The 16367-nt window shown below is 65.2% G+C and carries 11 protein-coding genes; 5 read left to right on the forward strand and 6 right to left on the reverse strand.

Translation table 11 applies throughout. The annotated features are described in order from the left end of the window. Positions 1 to 41 precede the first annotated feature (41 nt). From bcsG to PCA31118_RS03315, 3 genes are all read left to right on the forward strand, one after another. Positions 42 to 1700: a cellulose biosynthesis protein BcsG gene (gene bcsG / locus PCA31118_RS03305; RefSeq protein WP_150622913.1), complete on the forward strand. Its 1659-nt coding sequence runs from the start codon at positions 42 to 44 to the stop codon at positions 1698 to 1700. Positions 1701 to 1897: 197 nt separating this feature from the next. Then, the gene (locus PCA31118_RS03310; RefSeq protein WP_150622914.1) at positions 1898 to 2896 is read left to right on the forward strand and encodes an aldo/keto reductase; all 999 of its coding nucleotides are present in this window, start codon (positions 1898 to 1900) and stop codon (positions 2894 to 2896) included. 276 nt (positions 2897 to 3172) lie between these two features. Then, positions 3173 to 4108 carry a universal stress protein gene (locus tag PCA31118_RS03315; RefSeq protein ID WP_174990313.1) on the forward strand — a complete coding sequence of 312 codons (936 nt, stop codon included), beginning with the start codon at positions 3173 to 3175 and terminating at the stop codon, positions 4106 to 4108. 78 nt (positions 4109 to 4186) lie between these two features. Here the strand turns inward: PCA31118_RS03315 and PCA31118_RS03320 are convergent, their stop codons facing one another. The 5 genes from PCA31118_RS03320 to PCA31118_RS03340 form a co-directional block, all read right to left on the reverse strand. Continuing rightward, entirely contained in the window at positions 4187 to 5440 is a 1254-nt protein-coding gene (locus tag PCA31118_RS03320) for an NAD(P)/FAD-dependent oxidoreductase (RefSeq protein ID WP_150622918.1), read from the reverse strand. Between the two features lie 210 nt (positions 5441 to 5650). Then, on the reverse strand, positions 5651 to 6301 hold the full coding sequence (locus PCA31118_RS03325; protein WP_150622920.1) for a TetR/AcrR family transcriptional regulator: 651 nt from the start codon (positions 6299 to 6301) through the stop codon (positions 5651 to 5653). Beyond that, positions 6298 to 7932 carry an efflux transporter outer membrane subunit gene (locus PCA31118_RS03330; protein ID WP_150622922.1) on the reverse strand — a complete coding sequence of 545 codons (1635 nt, stop codon included), beginning with the start codon at positions 7930 to 7932 and terminating at the stop codon, positions 6298 to 6300. Before PCA31118_RS03330 ends, PCA31118_RS03325 begins: the two co-directional genes overlap by 4 nt. Continuing rightward, positions 7929 to 11123: an efflux RND transporter permease subunit gene (locus PCA31118_RS03335; RefSeq protein WP_425495321.1), complete on the reverse strand. Its 3195-nt coding sequence runs from the start codon at positions 11121 to 11123 to the stop codon at positions 7929 to 7931. Before PCA31118_RS03335 ends, PCA31118_RS03330 begins: the two co-directional genes overlap by 4 nt. 2 nt (positions 11124 to 11125) lie before the next feature. Then, positions 11126 to 12331, reverse strand: a complete 1206-nt coding sequence (locus PCA31118_RS03340; RefSeq protein WP_150623696.1) for an efflux RND transporter periplasmic adaptor subunit — start codon at positions 12329 to 12331, stop codon at positions 11126 to 11128. A 715-nt stretch (positions 12332 to 13046) separates the two neighbouring features. Here PCA31118_RS03340 and phbB point away from each other — a divergent pair. Together phbB and PCA31118_RS03350 are read left to right on the forward strand one after the other, a co-directional pair. Further along, positions 13047 to 13790, forward strand: a complete 744-nt coding sequence (phbB, locus tag PCA31118_RS03345; RefSeq protein ID WP_150622924.1) for an acetoacetyl-CoA reductase — start codon at positions 13047 to 13049, stop codon at positions 13788 to 13790. 38 nt (positions 13791 to 13828) lie between these two features. Further along, positions 13829 to 14419, forward strand: a complete 591-nt coding sequence (locus PCA31118_RS03350; protein ID WP_150622926.1) for a hypothetical protein — start codon at positions 13829 to 13831, stop codon at positions 14417 to 14419. On the opposite strand, the gene PCA31118_RS03355 is transcribed toward PCA31118_RS03350, so the two are convergent. Beyond that, positions 14401 to 16275, reverse strand: a complete 1875-nt coding sequence (locus PCA31118_RS03355; RefSeq protein ID WP_150622928.1) for a PHA/PHB synthase family protein — start codon at positions 16273 to 16275, stop codon at positions 14401 to 14403. The genes PCA31118_RS03350 and PCA31118_RS03355 overlap by 19 nt on opposite strands. Positions 16276 to 16367 lie beyond the last annotated feature (92 nt).

Genomic DNA, 16367 nt, shown 5'->3' on the forward strand with positions numbered 1-16367 from the left:
CGTGAGCCGACGACGGCGCGGCTACCCAAGGGAACCATACGATGGGCATCTGGAACCTCTATTTCATTCTGAAGCTGTTGCTGCTGTGGGCGGGCATCATCGGCTTTCACGTGCTGCCGAACTTCCTCTTCGCCCTCTGTCTGGTCGTGAGGTTGCGCCCGCGCTGGGCGCGCATCTTGCGGCAGGTGATCGCGATCCCGATAGGCGCGGCGCTGCTCTACTACGACTCCAACCTGCCGCCGTTCGCGCGTTTCGTCGAGCAGTTGCCCGCGCTGCTGCAATTCCGCTTCTCGTACATCGTCGAACTCCTCGGACGCTTCGTCCCTGCACGTGACTGGCTATTGCTGGCGATCATGGTGCTGGCGTACTGGATCGTGAATCGCTGGGTACGCGTGACCACGTTCGTGCTGCTCGCGTTGCTGATCGTGCCGGGCGTGCTGCGCGTGGGGACGCTCGTCTCCGTGTCGCCGGTGGTTGCGGCACAGGGCGACACGACGGCACTGACGGCGGGGGCGGCTGGAGCGGCTGGGGTGGCGGGCGGGGCAGCAGGGGGCGGAGCCACGGCCGCCAGCAGCGAGTTCCTGACCGGCGACGGCGAAGTGCCGTTGGGCGCGAACCCGAACGCGGCGCTCAACAGCTTTTACTCACGTGAGCTGACCCGTTCCGTCTCCTTGCCTGCGCAAGCCGGTGCGGGGCCGGACTACGACATCATCTTCCTGCACGTCTGCTCCCTCGCGCAGGACGACCTCGACGTCGACAATCTCGATAACCTGCCGCTGCTCTCGAAGTTCGACTTCATCTTCAAGAATTTCAATTCCGCCGCCAGCTACAGTGGACCGGCAGCGATTCGCGTGCTTCGCGCAGGATGTGGTCAGCCCGCGCACAAGGCCTTGTACGACCCGGCAGGCCCGCAGTGCTACGTGATGAGTGACCTCAAGAACCTGGGCTTTACCCCGTCGCTCGCCATGAATCACGACGGACACTTCGACAACTTCATGCAGGAAGTTCAGCAGAACTTCAATGTGCCGGGCGTCGCACCCTTCGACAACACGCACGCCCGCGTGTCGATGCGCGCGTTCGACGAAACGCCGATTCGCTCCGACGGCGACGTGCTGCAAGCGTGGTGGAAGCAGCGCATGTCGCAACCGGACAAGCGCGTGGCGCTGTACTACAACACCATCTCGCTGCATGACGGCAATCGTCTGGAAGGCTCGAAACTCAGCAGCGTGCAGAGCTATCCGCTGCGCGCCAGGACAATGTTCGACGACTTCGGTCAGTTCATCGACACGATTGCCAGGTCGGGGCGCAAAGCCGTCGTGGTGTTCGTGCCGGAACATGGCGCAGCGCTGCGCGGCAGCAAATTGCAGATCTCCGGCATGCGTGAAATTCCCCTGGCGGAAATCACGCATGTGCCGGTGGCGGTGAAGCTTGTGGGATTTGGCGACGGCGCGGCGGCCTCGCACGGCACGCCGGTCTCGATTTCCACGCCCACGAGCTATCTGGCGATGATGACGCTCATCTCGAAATTGATCGCCAACAACCCGTTTGCCGGCACACCCGATCTGGCGCAGTACGCGAGCGACCTGCCTCAGACCGCTTTCGTCTCGGCCAACGAGCAGACGACTGTCATGAAGTACGGCGGCAAGATGCTCATTCGCGGTGCGGACGGTGTCTGGCTCGACCTGAAGTCGCTGGAGTAGGTCGGTCAGTTGACGGCGCACGCGGCCCGAGCCCACCTCGACGCCGCGCGCATTTTTACGGAATCGCGCATACTGTGCACCTTGCCCGCGCGCGCGGGCATTGCGCTTTGTGCTGTCGCATCTCGTGACCTTGCGTCACACTCGGCCGCACCGGGCCGCCAGAGATCCTGCATCCTTCGCAACCTCCGGGAGTTACCGTGCAATACACGAAATTCGGCCGCACCGGCCTGACCGTTTCCCGCCTGTGCCTGGGCACGATGACCTTTGGTCTGCAAACCGAAGAAGCTGCCAGCCACGCCATTCTCGATCGCACTGCCGAGGCGGGCGTCAATTTCATCGACCTCGCCGACGTCTACCCGCTCGGTGCCGACACGTCGCTCGTCGGACGTACCGAGGAGATCGTGGGGCGCTGGCTCAAAGGCCGTCGCGATCAGTTCATCGTCGCCACGAAGGCTTGCGGCGAGATGGGACCGTCGCCGTGGGACAAAGGAGCGTCGCGCAAGCATTTGCTGAGCGCCATCGACGCGTCGCTCGCGCGCATCGGCACCGATTATGTCGATCTCTATCAACTCCACTCCGACGACACCGATACGCCCATCGACGAGACACTCGAAGCCCTCGACATCATCGTGAAGTCGGGGCGGGCGCGTTACGTCGGTGTGTCGAACTTTCTCGCCTATCGCCTCGCACGTGCGCTCGGCCGCGCCGATACGCTGCGCCTGACCCGCTTCGTTTCGGTGCAGCCGCGCTACAACCTGTTGTTCCGCCAGATCGAGCGCGAATTGCTGCCGCTCGCGAGGGAAGAAGGGCTTGCTGTCATTCCCTACAACCCGCTCGCCGGCGGGCTGCTCACCGGCAAGTACCGTCACGACGCCGCGCCGACCGAGGGGCGCTTCACGGCCGCAACGGTGGGCAAAGCCGGCGCGATGTATCAGCAGCGCTACTGGCACGAACGCGAGTTCGAGACCATCGAAACGCTCAAGGGCATTGCAAAGGACGCCGGGGAATCGCTCACCCGCCTGTCGCTCGCGTGGGTGCTGGCGAATCCGGTCGTCACGTCCGCGATCATTGGTGCGAGCCGCGTGGAACAGTTGGCCGAGACGCTAGGGACGATCGATTACACGCTGCCGCCGGAACTGAAAGCGACACTCGACGACGCGTCGCACGCCTATCGTTGGGGCGACGCCGCGCGCTGAACGACCGACAGGCGCGCAATGATGTAGCGCGTTTCAAATCTCAACTCTCACCTCAGACGCCTTCCGCCTGACGCCACAGGCCCGCCATGCCGGGCCTGTGGCGTTTTTGCGTTGCATCAAAGGGATCGCGGGGAAACCTCGGTGCGCCCGATGCGGGGTGGCCTTTGTGCTCGATCGGGCGGTATAGTGGGAACGTCACGCGGGTTTGTCAGCCGGAACATCGAGATGACGTCGCCCGCGCATGGCATTCCTTCGACTTCCAACGCGAGGCTGCTCATGACAAAACGCATTCTGCTGGCGACGGATGGTAGCGAATCGTCGCGCCGCGCACTGCGCGAGGCCGCCGCCTTTGCGCGCAACGGCGATGTGATCCGCGTGATTCATACGGTAGAAGATCCGGTCAATCTGCTGACGGCGGCGTTTAGCAAGCTCATCGATCTGGAGCAGGTGCGCCGCGACATGCAACGCGAAGGCGAGGAGCATCTCGCGCGCGCGGTGCTGTATCTGCGCGAAGAGGGGTTCGATGCGCAGGCGCATCTGCTCGATCTGCGCACGACCGGGGAAACGGTTCCCGAGGCCATGACGCGCGAAGCCATCGAGTGGGGCGCAGACATCATCGTGGTGGGCACGCATGGCCGCAGCGGCGTGCGACGCGCCATGCTGGGCAGTGTCGCCGAACAGATCCTGCGCAGCGCCGAGGTCCCTGTGATGCTCGTGGCGGGCGAAGCGCGTCCGCATCTGCCGTTGCGCTCGGGCGGTCACTATGCGCGCATTCTCGTTGCACTGGACGACAGCGATACGGCGCGTCAGGCGTTCGAATATGCGCTGGCATTGGCGCGAACCCACGGCGCATCGATGCGCGTGGTTCACGTGCTCGACCTGCCGGGGCCGTTTCTCGCCGGTTTCGATCCCGAACCGCTGCTCGACGCCGTGCGCGCGGTGGGCGAACAGGTGCGCCTCTGGGCGGAGAAGCGTCTCAAGGAGGCGGAAGTGCCGGGCGAGATCGAGATGCGGGAGATTCAACCGGTGGGCGAGGGGGTGGCCGACCAGATCATCGCTGCGGGCAAGGACGCCGATGTCGATGTGATCGTGCTGGGCACGCACGGACGGCGCGGTTTCCGACGCTTCACGCTGGGTAGCGTGGCGGAAGATACGGCCCGGCATGCGGGCCGCCCGGTACTGCTGTTACCCGCTCACGCGCCGTCGGCCTGACGGCACGCGCAGCGGAGGTGCAGCGCATGTCGCGGCAGCGATGCCGCACGTGCGCCGCAGGGGCTGACAACGTGCGCGTCAGCCCGTCACCTCGGTGAGCAGTGTCTTGAGCGGTGTGGCGGCGTCAGCCAGACGCGCCGGATCCACCACGGCCCGACGGCCCACGAGCTCGCGCGCGGCGAGGAATTCCTGGGCGCGATTGATGCTCGCCGCGGCCACGACGGCGCCTTCGCGCAGATAGAAGAGCATGAACACGGCGGCCCCCTGCGCGTCGGGCAGACGGCGCTCGACCACGGCGTCGTGCCCGTCGGTCATGCCGACCATTTGCAGCTTGGCGTTGAACTGATCCGACCAGAACCACGGCGCGGTAGCGACGGCCTTCGGCGCATCGCCGTGGATCACGCTGGCGGCCACCTTGGCCATTTCGCTGGCGCTGGGCACCGACTCCAGACGAATGCGACGGCCCAGCGCCGGGTGAACGTGATGGGCGCAATCGCCCACGGCCAGAATGGCGGGGTCGCTGGTGCGCGCGAATTCGTCCACTACGATGCCGTTGTCGACCGCGAGCCCGGCGGCCTGCGCGAGTTCGGCGTTCGGAATCAAACCGATACCCACGACCACGACATCCGCGTCCAGACGCTTCTCGCCCGCCACCACGCCAACCACCCGACCCTCGGCGCCCTGCTCAAGCGCAGTGACACCCACACCCACCTGAACGTCCACTCCGTTCTCACGGTGCAGTGTGGCGAAGAAGCCTGCGAGATCCGCTTCGGCCACACGCGCGAGCAGACGCGGCGCCGCTTCGAGCACCGTCACCGATGCCCCGGCCTTGACGGCACTTGCCGCGACTTCCAGTCCGATGTAACCGCCACCGACGACCACAACGCGTTTGCCCGGTGCAAGCGCTTCGCGAAGACGTTGCGCGTCGGCGATATTGCGCAGGTAGTAGACGTTGGGGGCATCGCCACCGGGAATCGGCAAGGGCCGCACACGGCCGCCCAGGGCGAGCACGAGATGATCGTAGTGTTGCGTTCGTCCGTCGTCGAACGAAACGGTGCGTGCCGCGCGGTCGATGGCCGTTGCGGTGACGCCCAGGCGCACGTCGATCTCTGCCTTCTCCCAGGCGTCGGCCGGACGGATCAGCAGGCTGGCCTCGTCGGCCTGACCGGCGAGGAATGCCTTGGAGAGTGGGGGGCGGCGATACGGCAGATGCGTTTCGCTGCCGGCGAGTACGATGCGGCCCGTGTAGCCGAGCTGGCGCAGGGCGAGTGCGGTCTCGCCGCCGGCCTGGCCGGCACCGAGAATGACGGTGGTGGAGGTAGCTTCGGACATGAGGATGAAAACGAAGGAAGCGCAATGGGTGGAAGGAAATCGCAATGCACGCGCGCTGACAGCGCAACGAATTTGGCCGTCAGTGTAATGCATCGGCACGCCGGCGGCGTCCCGGATACCGCCGGATGGCGTTTGCGCGCCGTGGTTTGGCGTGTTTGGCCGATTCGCAACAGTGCCGTCCCTTCAGGATCGGCGCCGGCTCAGCGCTCCTCAGCGCTCGGTGTGCGCCGGGGTGAAGAACACCATCTCGATCTGCCGGAGCAGGGCGGGCCCGAAGGCCTCGCCGCCGACTTCAGGTGCAATCACCTGCATCAGCACGGGCGAGCCGGGCGGCGGATGCAGTGCGTGCGCCAGCACACAGAAGTACATCGCGGGATGCTCGGCCCGGATCACGCCCGCGGCCATGCCCTCGACGATGAGTTTCTCCATGCATTGGTAGACGGGCTCGAGCAGGTGGCGGTAAAGCACCGCGCCTCGCTCGCCCGTCTCCGTGGCATGCAGCGAAATGAAACACTTGTGTTCGGGATGCTGCGCGGCGTAGGCCGCAATGAGCGCGATGGCGTCGCGCAGGCGGTCTCGCACGGGACGCGTCGTGTCGTCTGCGGTCGCCTTGAGCATGGCGACTGGGGCCGCGAGCGCGGCTTCGAGCGAATCGACGCACGCGCGCCAGAGTTGCTCCTTCGAGCCGAAGTGCACGCGCACGAGGCTCGCATCGACTTTCGCCGCCGCGGCGATGCCGCGCAGATTGGCGCCGTCGTATCCGAGGCGCGAGAAAGCGTCGATGGCCGCTTCGAGCAGGGCGGCGCGGCCATCGGGCAGGTGTTTGGGGCGTCGGCCCCGGGTGGTGGGTGTGGCGGTCATCGTCGGGCTACGTCTTGCGACGGGGGCGACCTGGAATCGGCCGGGGCCGTTGCGCTGGCTGCCGCCCCGGTGTCCGGCATTGCCCCATCGGCAACCGGCTCGGGCGGCACCCCCATTGCGTAAAACAGTAGCGCAGTATCCGACAAACGGGCGCCGGTTGCACGCACTGTCGTCAGATAGGCGTTCCAGTACTGCTGCTCCCGCATGCGCGCCGATGACACCGGCAAGGCGCCGAGCCTTACCCGGGCCGCCGTATCGCGGTAGATCTGCTCGGCCGCTGCGCTGGCGTTGTCCGCGTGCAGCAACGACGTATTGTCGGCTTCGAGCGACGCCAATGTGTCCGCCACGTTCTTGAACGCGGTGAGCACCGTTTGCTTGTACTGGTCGACGGCGGCCTCGTAAGTTGCCTGTGCCGCACGACGCTGCGCGAGCAATGCGCCGCCGTGGAAGATTGGCTGCGAAATCGACGCCGCCACGCTCCATAGGGAACCGGCGTTGGACATGACCGTCGCCCAGTTGAACCCGCCTTTGCCCATCGATGCACTCAGGGACAGGCTGGGGAACATCTGCGCCGTTGCCACGCCGACTTCCGCTGACGCCGCCTTGAGCGCCATCTCGGCGGCCTGCACGTCCGGGCGCGATTGCAGCAGCGTCGACGGCACCACCACCGGCACCGTGTCGGGCACCTTGAGTTCGCCCAGCGCCAGATCGTCCGGCGCCTGGTCCGGCGTGCGACCGAGCAGCACGGCCAGCGCATGACGCGTGGATTGCCACTGGGCCCGCAGGCCGGGCAGGGACGCCGCGAGCGACTCGGCGTTCTGCGCCGACGCCAGCGCATCGGCACGCGAGACGGCACCGAGCGCTTCGCGGCGCGCCATGTCGGTGGCGTCCGCCTGAGCGAGTTCGACGAGGCGTTCGGTCGCCTTGACCTGAGCGCCCAGCACCGATGCGCCGATCGCGCCGGACACGATATTTGCCGCGAGCGCCTGACGCGCCGACGTCAGCTGGAACGCCTGCTGATCGACCTGCGCGGCGAGCGACGCATTGGCAAAACGCGACGCGCCGAAGAAGTCGAAGGTGTAGCGCGCCTGAATCTGACCGACGAACATGTTGTACAGCGCGGTCGGCGGGCGCAGATTCGGGATGCCGAGATTTCGCTCGCGCGCCGCTTCGCCGCCGATGTCGATCGAGGGGAACAACGACGAGCCGATCTGCGCCTTCAACTGCTCGCGCGCCGCCTGGAGCGAGTGATCGGCAGATGACAGGTTGGGGCTGTTGCGCAGGCCCTCCTCGACGAGCGCGTTGAGTTTGTCCGAGCGATACGCTTGCCACCAGGCCTTCACCGGCGGTGCGCCGACGTCGAAGCGCTGCGAGGCGCCTTGCGCGGTGACCGTCTGCGTGGGCGTGGCGTTCACCCCGTAGTGCGCCGGCGCAGGCATGGCAGGCGGCGTGTCGCCCGGGGTGAACGAGCAGGCGCCGAGCCAGAGCGGCAAGATCGGCAGAATTGGCAGCAGCACGGCCTGCCGGACTGTCGGGATGTTCCAGCGACCCCGGACATCATCGGTCACGGGACGCACCGGGGCGCGCGAGGGCAGGCGCGAGGATGAGCGCAAAGGGAAGCGCAAAGTCATGAGCGGTCTCCTTGCGGGCTGGGCGCGGACGGACGCTGCGCATGCGAGGCACGTTCGTCGTGACGCACGCGGAACGCCGTGGCATACAGCGCCGGCAGGAAAAATACAGTCAGGATAGTCGCGCTGGTGATACCGCCCATGAGCGCCGTCGCCATCGGACCGAAAAAGTTGCTGCGCAACAGCGGGATCAGCGCGAGCACAGCGGCCGCCGCCGTCAGCGTAATCGGGCGGAAACGTCGCACCGTGGCGCTGACGATGGCGTCGAAGCGCGGGTGGCCGGCGGCAACGTCCTGTTCGATCTGGTCGACCAGGATCACCGAGTTGCGCATGATGATGCCGAACATGGCGATCACGCCGAGCATGGCGACGAAGCCGAACGGTTTACCGAACAGCAGTAGCGTGGCGACCACGCCGATCATGCCCAGCGGCGCGGTCAGCACGACCAGCATGGTCCGCGCGAAGCTCTGCAACTGAATCATCAGCAGCGTGAGCACGGCAATGATCATGATGGGCATCTGCGCGTTGATCGACGCCTGTCCCTTGCCCGACTCTTCGACCGACCCGCCGATCTCGATGCGATAGCCGACCGGCAGCGCCTTGCGAATGTCGCCGAGTTGTTTGAAGACGGCTTCGGTCACGTCGATACCTTGCTTGCCGGCGCGCACGTCCGAGCGCACGGTGATCGTCGGCTGACGGTCACGCTCCCAGATCACGCCGTACTCCAGTTCGTCGACCACCCGGCCGAGCGTGGCGAGCGGCACGGGACCGTTCGGCGTCGGCATGGCGAGCGTGGCGAGCTTCGCCGGGTCGACACGCTCTGCCTTGGGCGAGCGCAGCGTAATGGCGATCAGCTTGTCGCGCTCGCGGTACTGGCTGATGTCGTAGCCGGTGAGTGTCATGGCGATGAAATTCGCGATGTCCGAAGAGCTCACGCCCAGGGCCCGCGCCTTCTGCTGGTCGACTTCGAAGCGTACGGAGCGCTGCGAGGGTTCGTCCCAGTCGAACTGGACGTCGACGGTGTCGCCGTTGCTGCGCATGACATCCGCCACTTGCTCGGAGATCTTGCGCACCGTGCCGATATCGTCGCCGCTCACGCGGAACTGCACCGGGAATCCGACTGGCGGTCCGTTCTCCAGACGCGACAAGCGCGTGCGCACGCCCGGCATCGCCTCGCGAAGTTTCGGCTCCAGCCACTGTGCGAGCGCTTCGCGTTCTTCCACCGATTTGGCGGTAATCACGAGCTGGGCAAAGTTGGGCGTGGGCAATTGCTGGTCGAGCGGCAAGTAGAAGCGGGGGGCGCCCGTGCCGACGAAGCTCACCGTGTGATCGATCTCCTTGCGGCCTTCGAGCAGCTTCTCCAGACGCTCGGTCTCACGCAGCGTGGCCTGATACGACGCACCTTCCTGCAGGCGCAGATCCACCATCAACTCGGGGCGATCGGAGCTCGGGAAGAATTGCTGCGGCACGAGCGAGAAGCCCGCCATCGCAATCAGGAACAGCACCACAGTGATGGCGAGCACGATGATCTTGCGCTCGATGCACCACGTCAGCCAGCCACGCAGGCGGTTGTAGAACTTCGTGTCATAGACCTCGTGCTCGTGGTCGTCGGCGTGATGTGCCTCGCGCGCGCGCTCCGGCAGCATCTTGTAACCGAGCAGCGGTATCAGCACGACCGCAGCGAGCCACGACGCGAGCAGGGCGATGGCCGAGACCTCGAAGATCGAACGCGTGTACTCGCCGGTGCTCGATTTCGCGAGCGCAATCGGCAGGAAGCCGGACACGGTCACCAGCGTGCCGGTGAGCATCGGAAATGCGGTGCTCGTATAGGCAAAGGCGGCGGCACGCTTGCGATTCCAGCCTTGCGCGAGCTTCACGGCCATCATTTCGACGGCGATGATCGCATCGTCCACGAGCAGGCCCAGCGCGAGAATCAGCGTGCCGAGCGACACCTTGTGCAGGCCGATGTCGAAGATGTACATGAACAGCGACGTGACGGCGAGCACGACCGGAATGGAAATCACCACGACCATGCCGGTGCGGAATCCGAGCGAGACCAGGCTCACGATCAGCACGATCGCCACGGCTTCGGCCACGGCTTCGAGGAAGTCGTCGACCGAATGCGACACCGACTGCGACATGCTCGCAACCTCGGTGAGCTTCAACCCGGCGGGCAACTGTGCACGCAGGTTGCCCATGGTGCTCTCCAGCGCCTTGCCCAGATGGACGACGTCCTGCCCCTTCTGCATGGTGATGCCGATGCCCAGCACCGGCTTGCCGCCGAAGCGCATCTCGGAGACCGGCGGATCGACATACCCGCGCTTGATCGTCGCAATGTCGCCCAGACGGAACGTGCGGTTGTTCACGCGAATGAGCGTGTCGGCCAGTTCGTCGACATTGCGGTACTGGCCGCTCGGACGCACGACGACACGATCGTTGGGCGCTTCGATGGTGCCCGCAGGCGACACCGCGTTCTGCCCGCTGACGGCCATGGCGATCTGGTTGGGCGAGATCCCCAGCCGGGTGAGTTGCGTGTTGCTGATCTCGACGTAGATACGCTGGTCCTGATCGCCGAAGTAGTCGACCTTCGCAACGCCCGGCACGCGCAGCAGCACGGTGCGCAGGGCGTCCGCGTAGTCGCGTAGCTGGGCCGGGCCGAAGCCATCGCCTTCCAGGGTGAAGATGTGCGTATAGACGTCGCCGAACTCGTCGTTGAAGAACGGGCCCTGCACGCCGGGGGGCAGCGTGACGGCGATGTCGCCGACCTTTTTGCGCACCTGATACCACTCTTCGGGCACCTCGCTCGCAGGGGCCGAGTCCTTCATCGAGAAGAACAGCAGCGACTCGCCCGGGCGCGAATAGCTGCGCTGGAAGTCGATGTTGGGCATCTCCTGAAGCTTGCGGGCGATACGGTCGGTGACCTGTTCCTGCACCTGCCGGGCGGTCGCGCCGGGCCAGAACGTGCGGATCACCATCACGCGGAATGTGAATGGCGGATCTTCGGACTGGGCAAGACGCGAATAAGCCAGAATGCCGAAAATCGTGGCCATTGCGATCAGGAAGACCACCAGCGCGCGATGTCGCAACGCCCATGCCGAGAGGTTGAAACGGCCCTCTTCGTGGCGGTAGTCCTGCGGGTCGGCGGCGGGTGGCTCGTGGGACGCCGCAGATACGGGGGGCTTGCCGTCTTCCATGCTCATGACGCGAAGTCCTCAGGATGCAGGGGCGCAATGACACGAACTTTCTCGCCGGCAGTCACCGTGTGCACGCCTTGCCAGACGATGCGCTCGCCGGGCTGAATGCCGCCTGCGACCGTGACGGTGCGCTCGCCGTAGCGAACGATGGCCACGCGTCGCAGCACGAGCGTGTCGTCCGCCTTGACGACCCACACGGCGGGCTGGTTGCCATCGTGGAAGAGTGCGGTGGAGGGCAGCGTGATCGGTTGCTGGGGCTGGGATTGCTGAGGTTGCGACGCTTGCGCGCCCGACGCCGCCGTGGGCCCGGACGCGGCGTCAGGTGCGGCCACCACGGGCAACGGCTGCGCGAAGGCCACGTTGGCCGTCATTCCGAGCTTCACTTCCGGGCCCGGCGAGAGCAGCGAGAGCTTGGCGCGATAGGTGCGGCTCAGCGGGTCGGCCGCCGGGGCGATCTCGCGCACGCGGGCCTGCCATGTCTTGCCCGGCAAAGCGGGCAAGGAGACGGTCGCCGTCTGTCCGATTCGGAACGCGCCGAGCGCGACTTCGGGCACGTCGGCGATCACGTCGACATCGCCCGTCCATGCCAACTGGTACACCGGTTGACCGGCACTGACGTTTTGTCCGGTATCGGCCTGCTCGGCGGTGATGACCCCGTCGCGATCCGCTTTCAGATTGCCGTAGCTCAGTTGATCGCCGGCGAGGGCGGCCTGCTGGCTGGCCTGATTGCGCTGCGCCAACGCGCTCGCGTAGGCATTCTCGGATTGTTCCAGTTGTGCCGGCGCGATCAGGTTTTCACGCGCCTGCGCACGATCACGGGTGACCGTTTGCGTCGCGTATTCGAGCTGGTGCTGTGCGGCGTCGAGCTGCGCACGCGCGCTCGCGGCGCTCTTCGACAGGTCGGCGGGATCGAGTCGGGCAACGACCTGACCGGCCTTCACGGCGTCGCCCAGACGCACCGACCGATCGACGATCTTGCCGGCGACGCGGAACGACAGCGGTGTGGTGTAACGCGCCTCGATCTGCCCGGGAAGCGAGGCAATGGGCGTTTGCTCCGCGAGCTTCGCAGCAACGGCCACTACCGGACGCGGGGGCGGCTCCGGGGGCGCCTTGCGCGAGCAGGCGGCAAGCGTGGCCGCAGCGATGGCGGTGGTGGCGACGGCCAGCACGAGCCGGCGTCGAGGAGCGGTATCGGGCAGTAAGGACATCATGCGCTCGTGACCCACAAAGTGAGGGATTCAGTAGGAAAAACAACCGATTACGACGAATTTGACGATGCTGACGGCTAGATCGCCGGTGCCCGCACGCGTGAGCGTCATGGCGGCAATGCGACGATCCGAAATAAATCTACGGGCGATGATATATGGATTGCCCACGCCCTGCAACGGGCGTTGACACGTTGTCTGCGCACCCCTGTGACTATCGATAGGGGGTGGGTCATTGGATTGTTGTAGACGTGTCGCGAACGACTTACCAACAAATTAATTTGGAGTACGATGCCTAGCAAGCGCCATCGGGCGTGAACGCGAATTCAGTGTCGGCACATCGTCATATTGCATGCAATGCACCATGTAAGGTCCGTGTGCCGACGCGTCTGTCGCGAAGGCTGTCACCGGGACAAATTGTCACAACCGAGGAACGTTGTCATGCGCGTCGAGTCGCACTCGGGCCAGTTGCAACGACTGGCGACATCGTAGCGAAGACACCCGGCATTTCACAACGCGAGCGGCACGGAGCAGCGATGCCGGCGGCGGCATTTTTTGGTGCAGACAGGGTAGCGTCGGCGCTAAGGCTTGATCGAAGTCAAACGAAGTCGAGCCAGTGACATGCGGGGATGTCGATTGCCACAGCGAGTCGGTCGTTCACGACTATGCTGGATGTATCCGAAGTTTAACGACAGACGTTAACCAGAGACGGATAGCCATGACAACACGAACAGCATTGGTCACAGGCGGCATGGGCGGTTTGGGCGAGGCGATCAGCCTGCGTCTTGCCGATGCCGGGTACCGCGTCGCGGTCACCTGCTCCCCCAACAATCGCGACTGCGAGGGCTGGGTCGAGCGCATGCGCGCCACGGGCCGGGAATTCGCCGCCTATCGTGTCGACGTTGCCGACTTTGCGTCGTGCGCGGCTTGTGCGAAAGCCATCGAATCGGATTTCGGTCCGGTGGATATTCTCATCAACAATGCGGGAATTACGCGCGACGCCACCTTGCGCAAGATGACGGCCGAGGACTGGCAGTCGGTATTGCGCACGAATCTGGACAGCGTTTTCAACATGACCCGGCCGATTTTTGGCGGCATGGTCGCCCGCGGCTGGGGACGCATCGTCAATATCTCATCGGTCAACGGCAGCCGCGGTGCCTTCGGACAAGCTAACTACGCCGCGGCGAAGGCAGGCATGCACGGGTTCACCAAGGCGCTCGCGCTCGAAGTTGCCAAGTCGGGCGTGACCGTCAATACCATCTCGCCGGGCTATCTCGCGACCAAGATGGTGACTGCCGTGCCGCAGGAAGTGCTCGAATCGCGCATTCTTCCGCAGATCCCGGTGGGACGTCTCGGTCGGCCCGACGAAGTGGCGGCGCTTGTCGCCTTCCTCGTCTCCGACGACGCAGGGTTCATCACGGGCAGCAACCTCGCCATCAATGGCGGCATGCACATGGAGTAACGCGTAGCGACGCAGCTAACTACTTACTTAGGAGATTCATGATGTCAAAGGAAACGAATCCGGCATTGGCGTTGGTCAAACTCGGCACAGCCAGTGCGCTCGGTGCTTACGGGATTCTGCTGGAGGCCGCGCAACGCACGCATCAACTGCAAGTCGAACGCGACGAAGCCCTGCTCAAAGCCCATTCGCAGGCGGCACAGTCGCTTGGCGGCGCCAAGGACTTCAATGGACTGCTCACCGCACATCTCCAATTGCTCAATGGCCAACTTGCGCAGCAAAACGAGTTCTGGCGCGAGTGGCTGGCCGTATGCGCGAACAATCAATTGCTCTGGGCCGAGCACTGCCGCAAGACGACGGAAGAGTTGCAGCATGGCATGGCCGGCGCGATGACCTTGCCCGACCTGATCGGCGCCGGGACGGCGGCGGGGGCCGCCACGCAGGCGGCCGAGGCGCCGCTGCAGAAGTGGTTCCAGGCGTTCAACGATGCGACGCAGGGCACGATGGATGCTTGGCGCCGCATGTCGAGCGAAGCGGCGCAGGCCACGGAGGCTGCCGTCTCGCAGCAATCGCCGCTCAACGGCCGCGTGCCGCCGAAGCGCGGCGGGCATGCTCAGCGCTCAAGCACGTAAGTGCCGGGCGCGTCGTCGAGCGCCTTTGCCGGTGGCCAGGCGGCGGTGACGGACTTGCCGCTACCTTGCGCCAGTAGCCACGCCTGCCACGCGGGCCACCAGGAGCTCTGCATGGCAGGCGTGGTGTCGAACCACGTCTGCGGATCGCGGTAAGCGGCGCCTGCCGCGCGTGTGGCCACCCGATGATGGCTACGCGCATGCCCGGGCTCGCAGACCACGCCCACATTGTGGCCGCCCGACACGAGTGCGAACGTCAGATCTGCGTGATAGAGCAGATGCATCTTGTAGACGGAACGCCAGGGCGAGATGTGATCGCGTTCGGTCGCCACGACAAACATCGGCACCCGGATATCCGACAGCGCGACCGGTTGCCCACCCACGTGCAGTGAACCCGTCGCCAGGGCGTTGTCGAGATACAGCGCTCGCAGGCATTCGCTGTGCAGCCGCGCGGGAATGCGCGTCGTATCGGCATTCCAGACGGTAAAGTCGGTGGTCTGGGCCGGCGTGCCAAGCAGATAGTCGCGCATGAGCCGCGACCAGATCAGATCGCGCGAATTGAGCAGTTGGAAGGTGCCCGCGAGTTGCTCGCCACTGATAAACCCCTGCCGCCACATCATCGCCTCCAGATAGGCGACCTGACTGGCGTCGATGAAAAGGCCGAGTTCTCCGGGTTCGCTGAAATCCGTCTGCGCCGCGAGCAGCGTGACGCTGGCGAGCGCATTGGCATCTCCCTTGTCGCGACTGCGCGCAGGGCGCTCGCTGTCCTGACGGGCCAGCGTCGCGGCCCCGATAGCGAGCAGCGTACCGCCCAGGCAGTAGCCGCAGGCGTGCACCGGCGCATTGCCGGTCAACCGCCGGACCTCGCGCAACGCGGTGAGCAGACCGGATTCCAGATAGTCTTCGAGCCCCCGGTCGCGGGCCTCCGGGCCGGGGTTGTGCCACGACATCATGAAGACGTTATGGCCTTGTGCGACCAGATAGCGCACCAGCGAGTGCTGCGCTTCGAGATCCAGAATGTAGTACTTCAACAGCCAGGACGGCACGATGAGCACGGGTTCCCGCCATGTCTGGGCTTGCTCCGGCGCGTATTGCAGCAACTCGAAGTAGGCATTGCGGTACACGACCTTGCCCGGTGTGGCAGCAATCTCATGCCCCACGCGAAACGCTTTGCAGGCTTCCGGGCCAGCGCCCGGCGCGCTGCCGCTTGCCATATCCCGCGCGTCGGACCACCAGCGCTCGGCACCTTTGACGAGATTCTGCCCCTGCGTTTCGCGAATTGCGGCGAGCACTTCGGGGTTCGCCCACCATTGGTTGCTTGGCGAGAACACGTCGAGCCATTGTCGGGCCATGAAACGCACGACATCGCGGTGATGCGGATCGACGCCGGGAATGTCCCCGGTCATTTCGTCGACGAAATCCTGCGCGCGAAGGAATCGTTCACGCAGCCACGCGAACGGCAATCGATCCCAGGACGGATCTCGGAAGCGTCGGTCCACCTCGTGCGATGCGATCGCTTTTGCGGCATTTGCGGCGTGCGGCGCTTGAACTGCGTTCGGCCTGTCGATGGCCGCAAACGCCTTCCAAACGTTCAACTGATGGCCCGGTGCCGTTGCGGCGTGCATCGCCCAGTCGGTCCACGCGAGTGCGACGGCAGCCGGGGAAACATTGCCGGTGAAGCGTGCGGTCGTTGCCATGGCCGCGCGATCCAGGTGATCGGCGAGCGATGTCGGCGGTGCGGGGAGGCCGGGATCAGGCGAAGGCGATGCCGGGCGTGGTGATGCGGGCGACGTCGCCGCGTTGCCTTTCACCGATGGCGATTTTGTGGACCGGGACGTCTTGTCACTGCGAGCAGGCATGGCGAACTCCGTTCAGTCGCACGACATGTGTCGGCGTTTCGGTGAATGTCTCGGTGAATATAACGCACGCCACGTATGACTACTCTGATCTC

The organism is Pandoraea captiosa (genome assembly GCF_902459775.1).
GTDB lineage: Bacteria > Pseudomonadota > Gammaproteobacteria > Burkholderiales > Burkholderiaceae > Pandoraea > Pandoraea captiosa.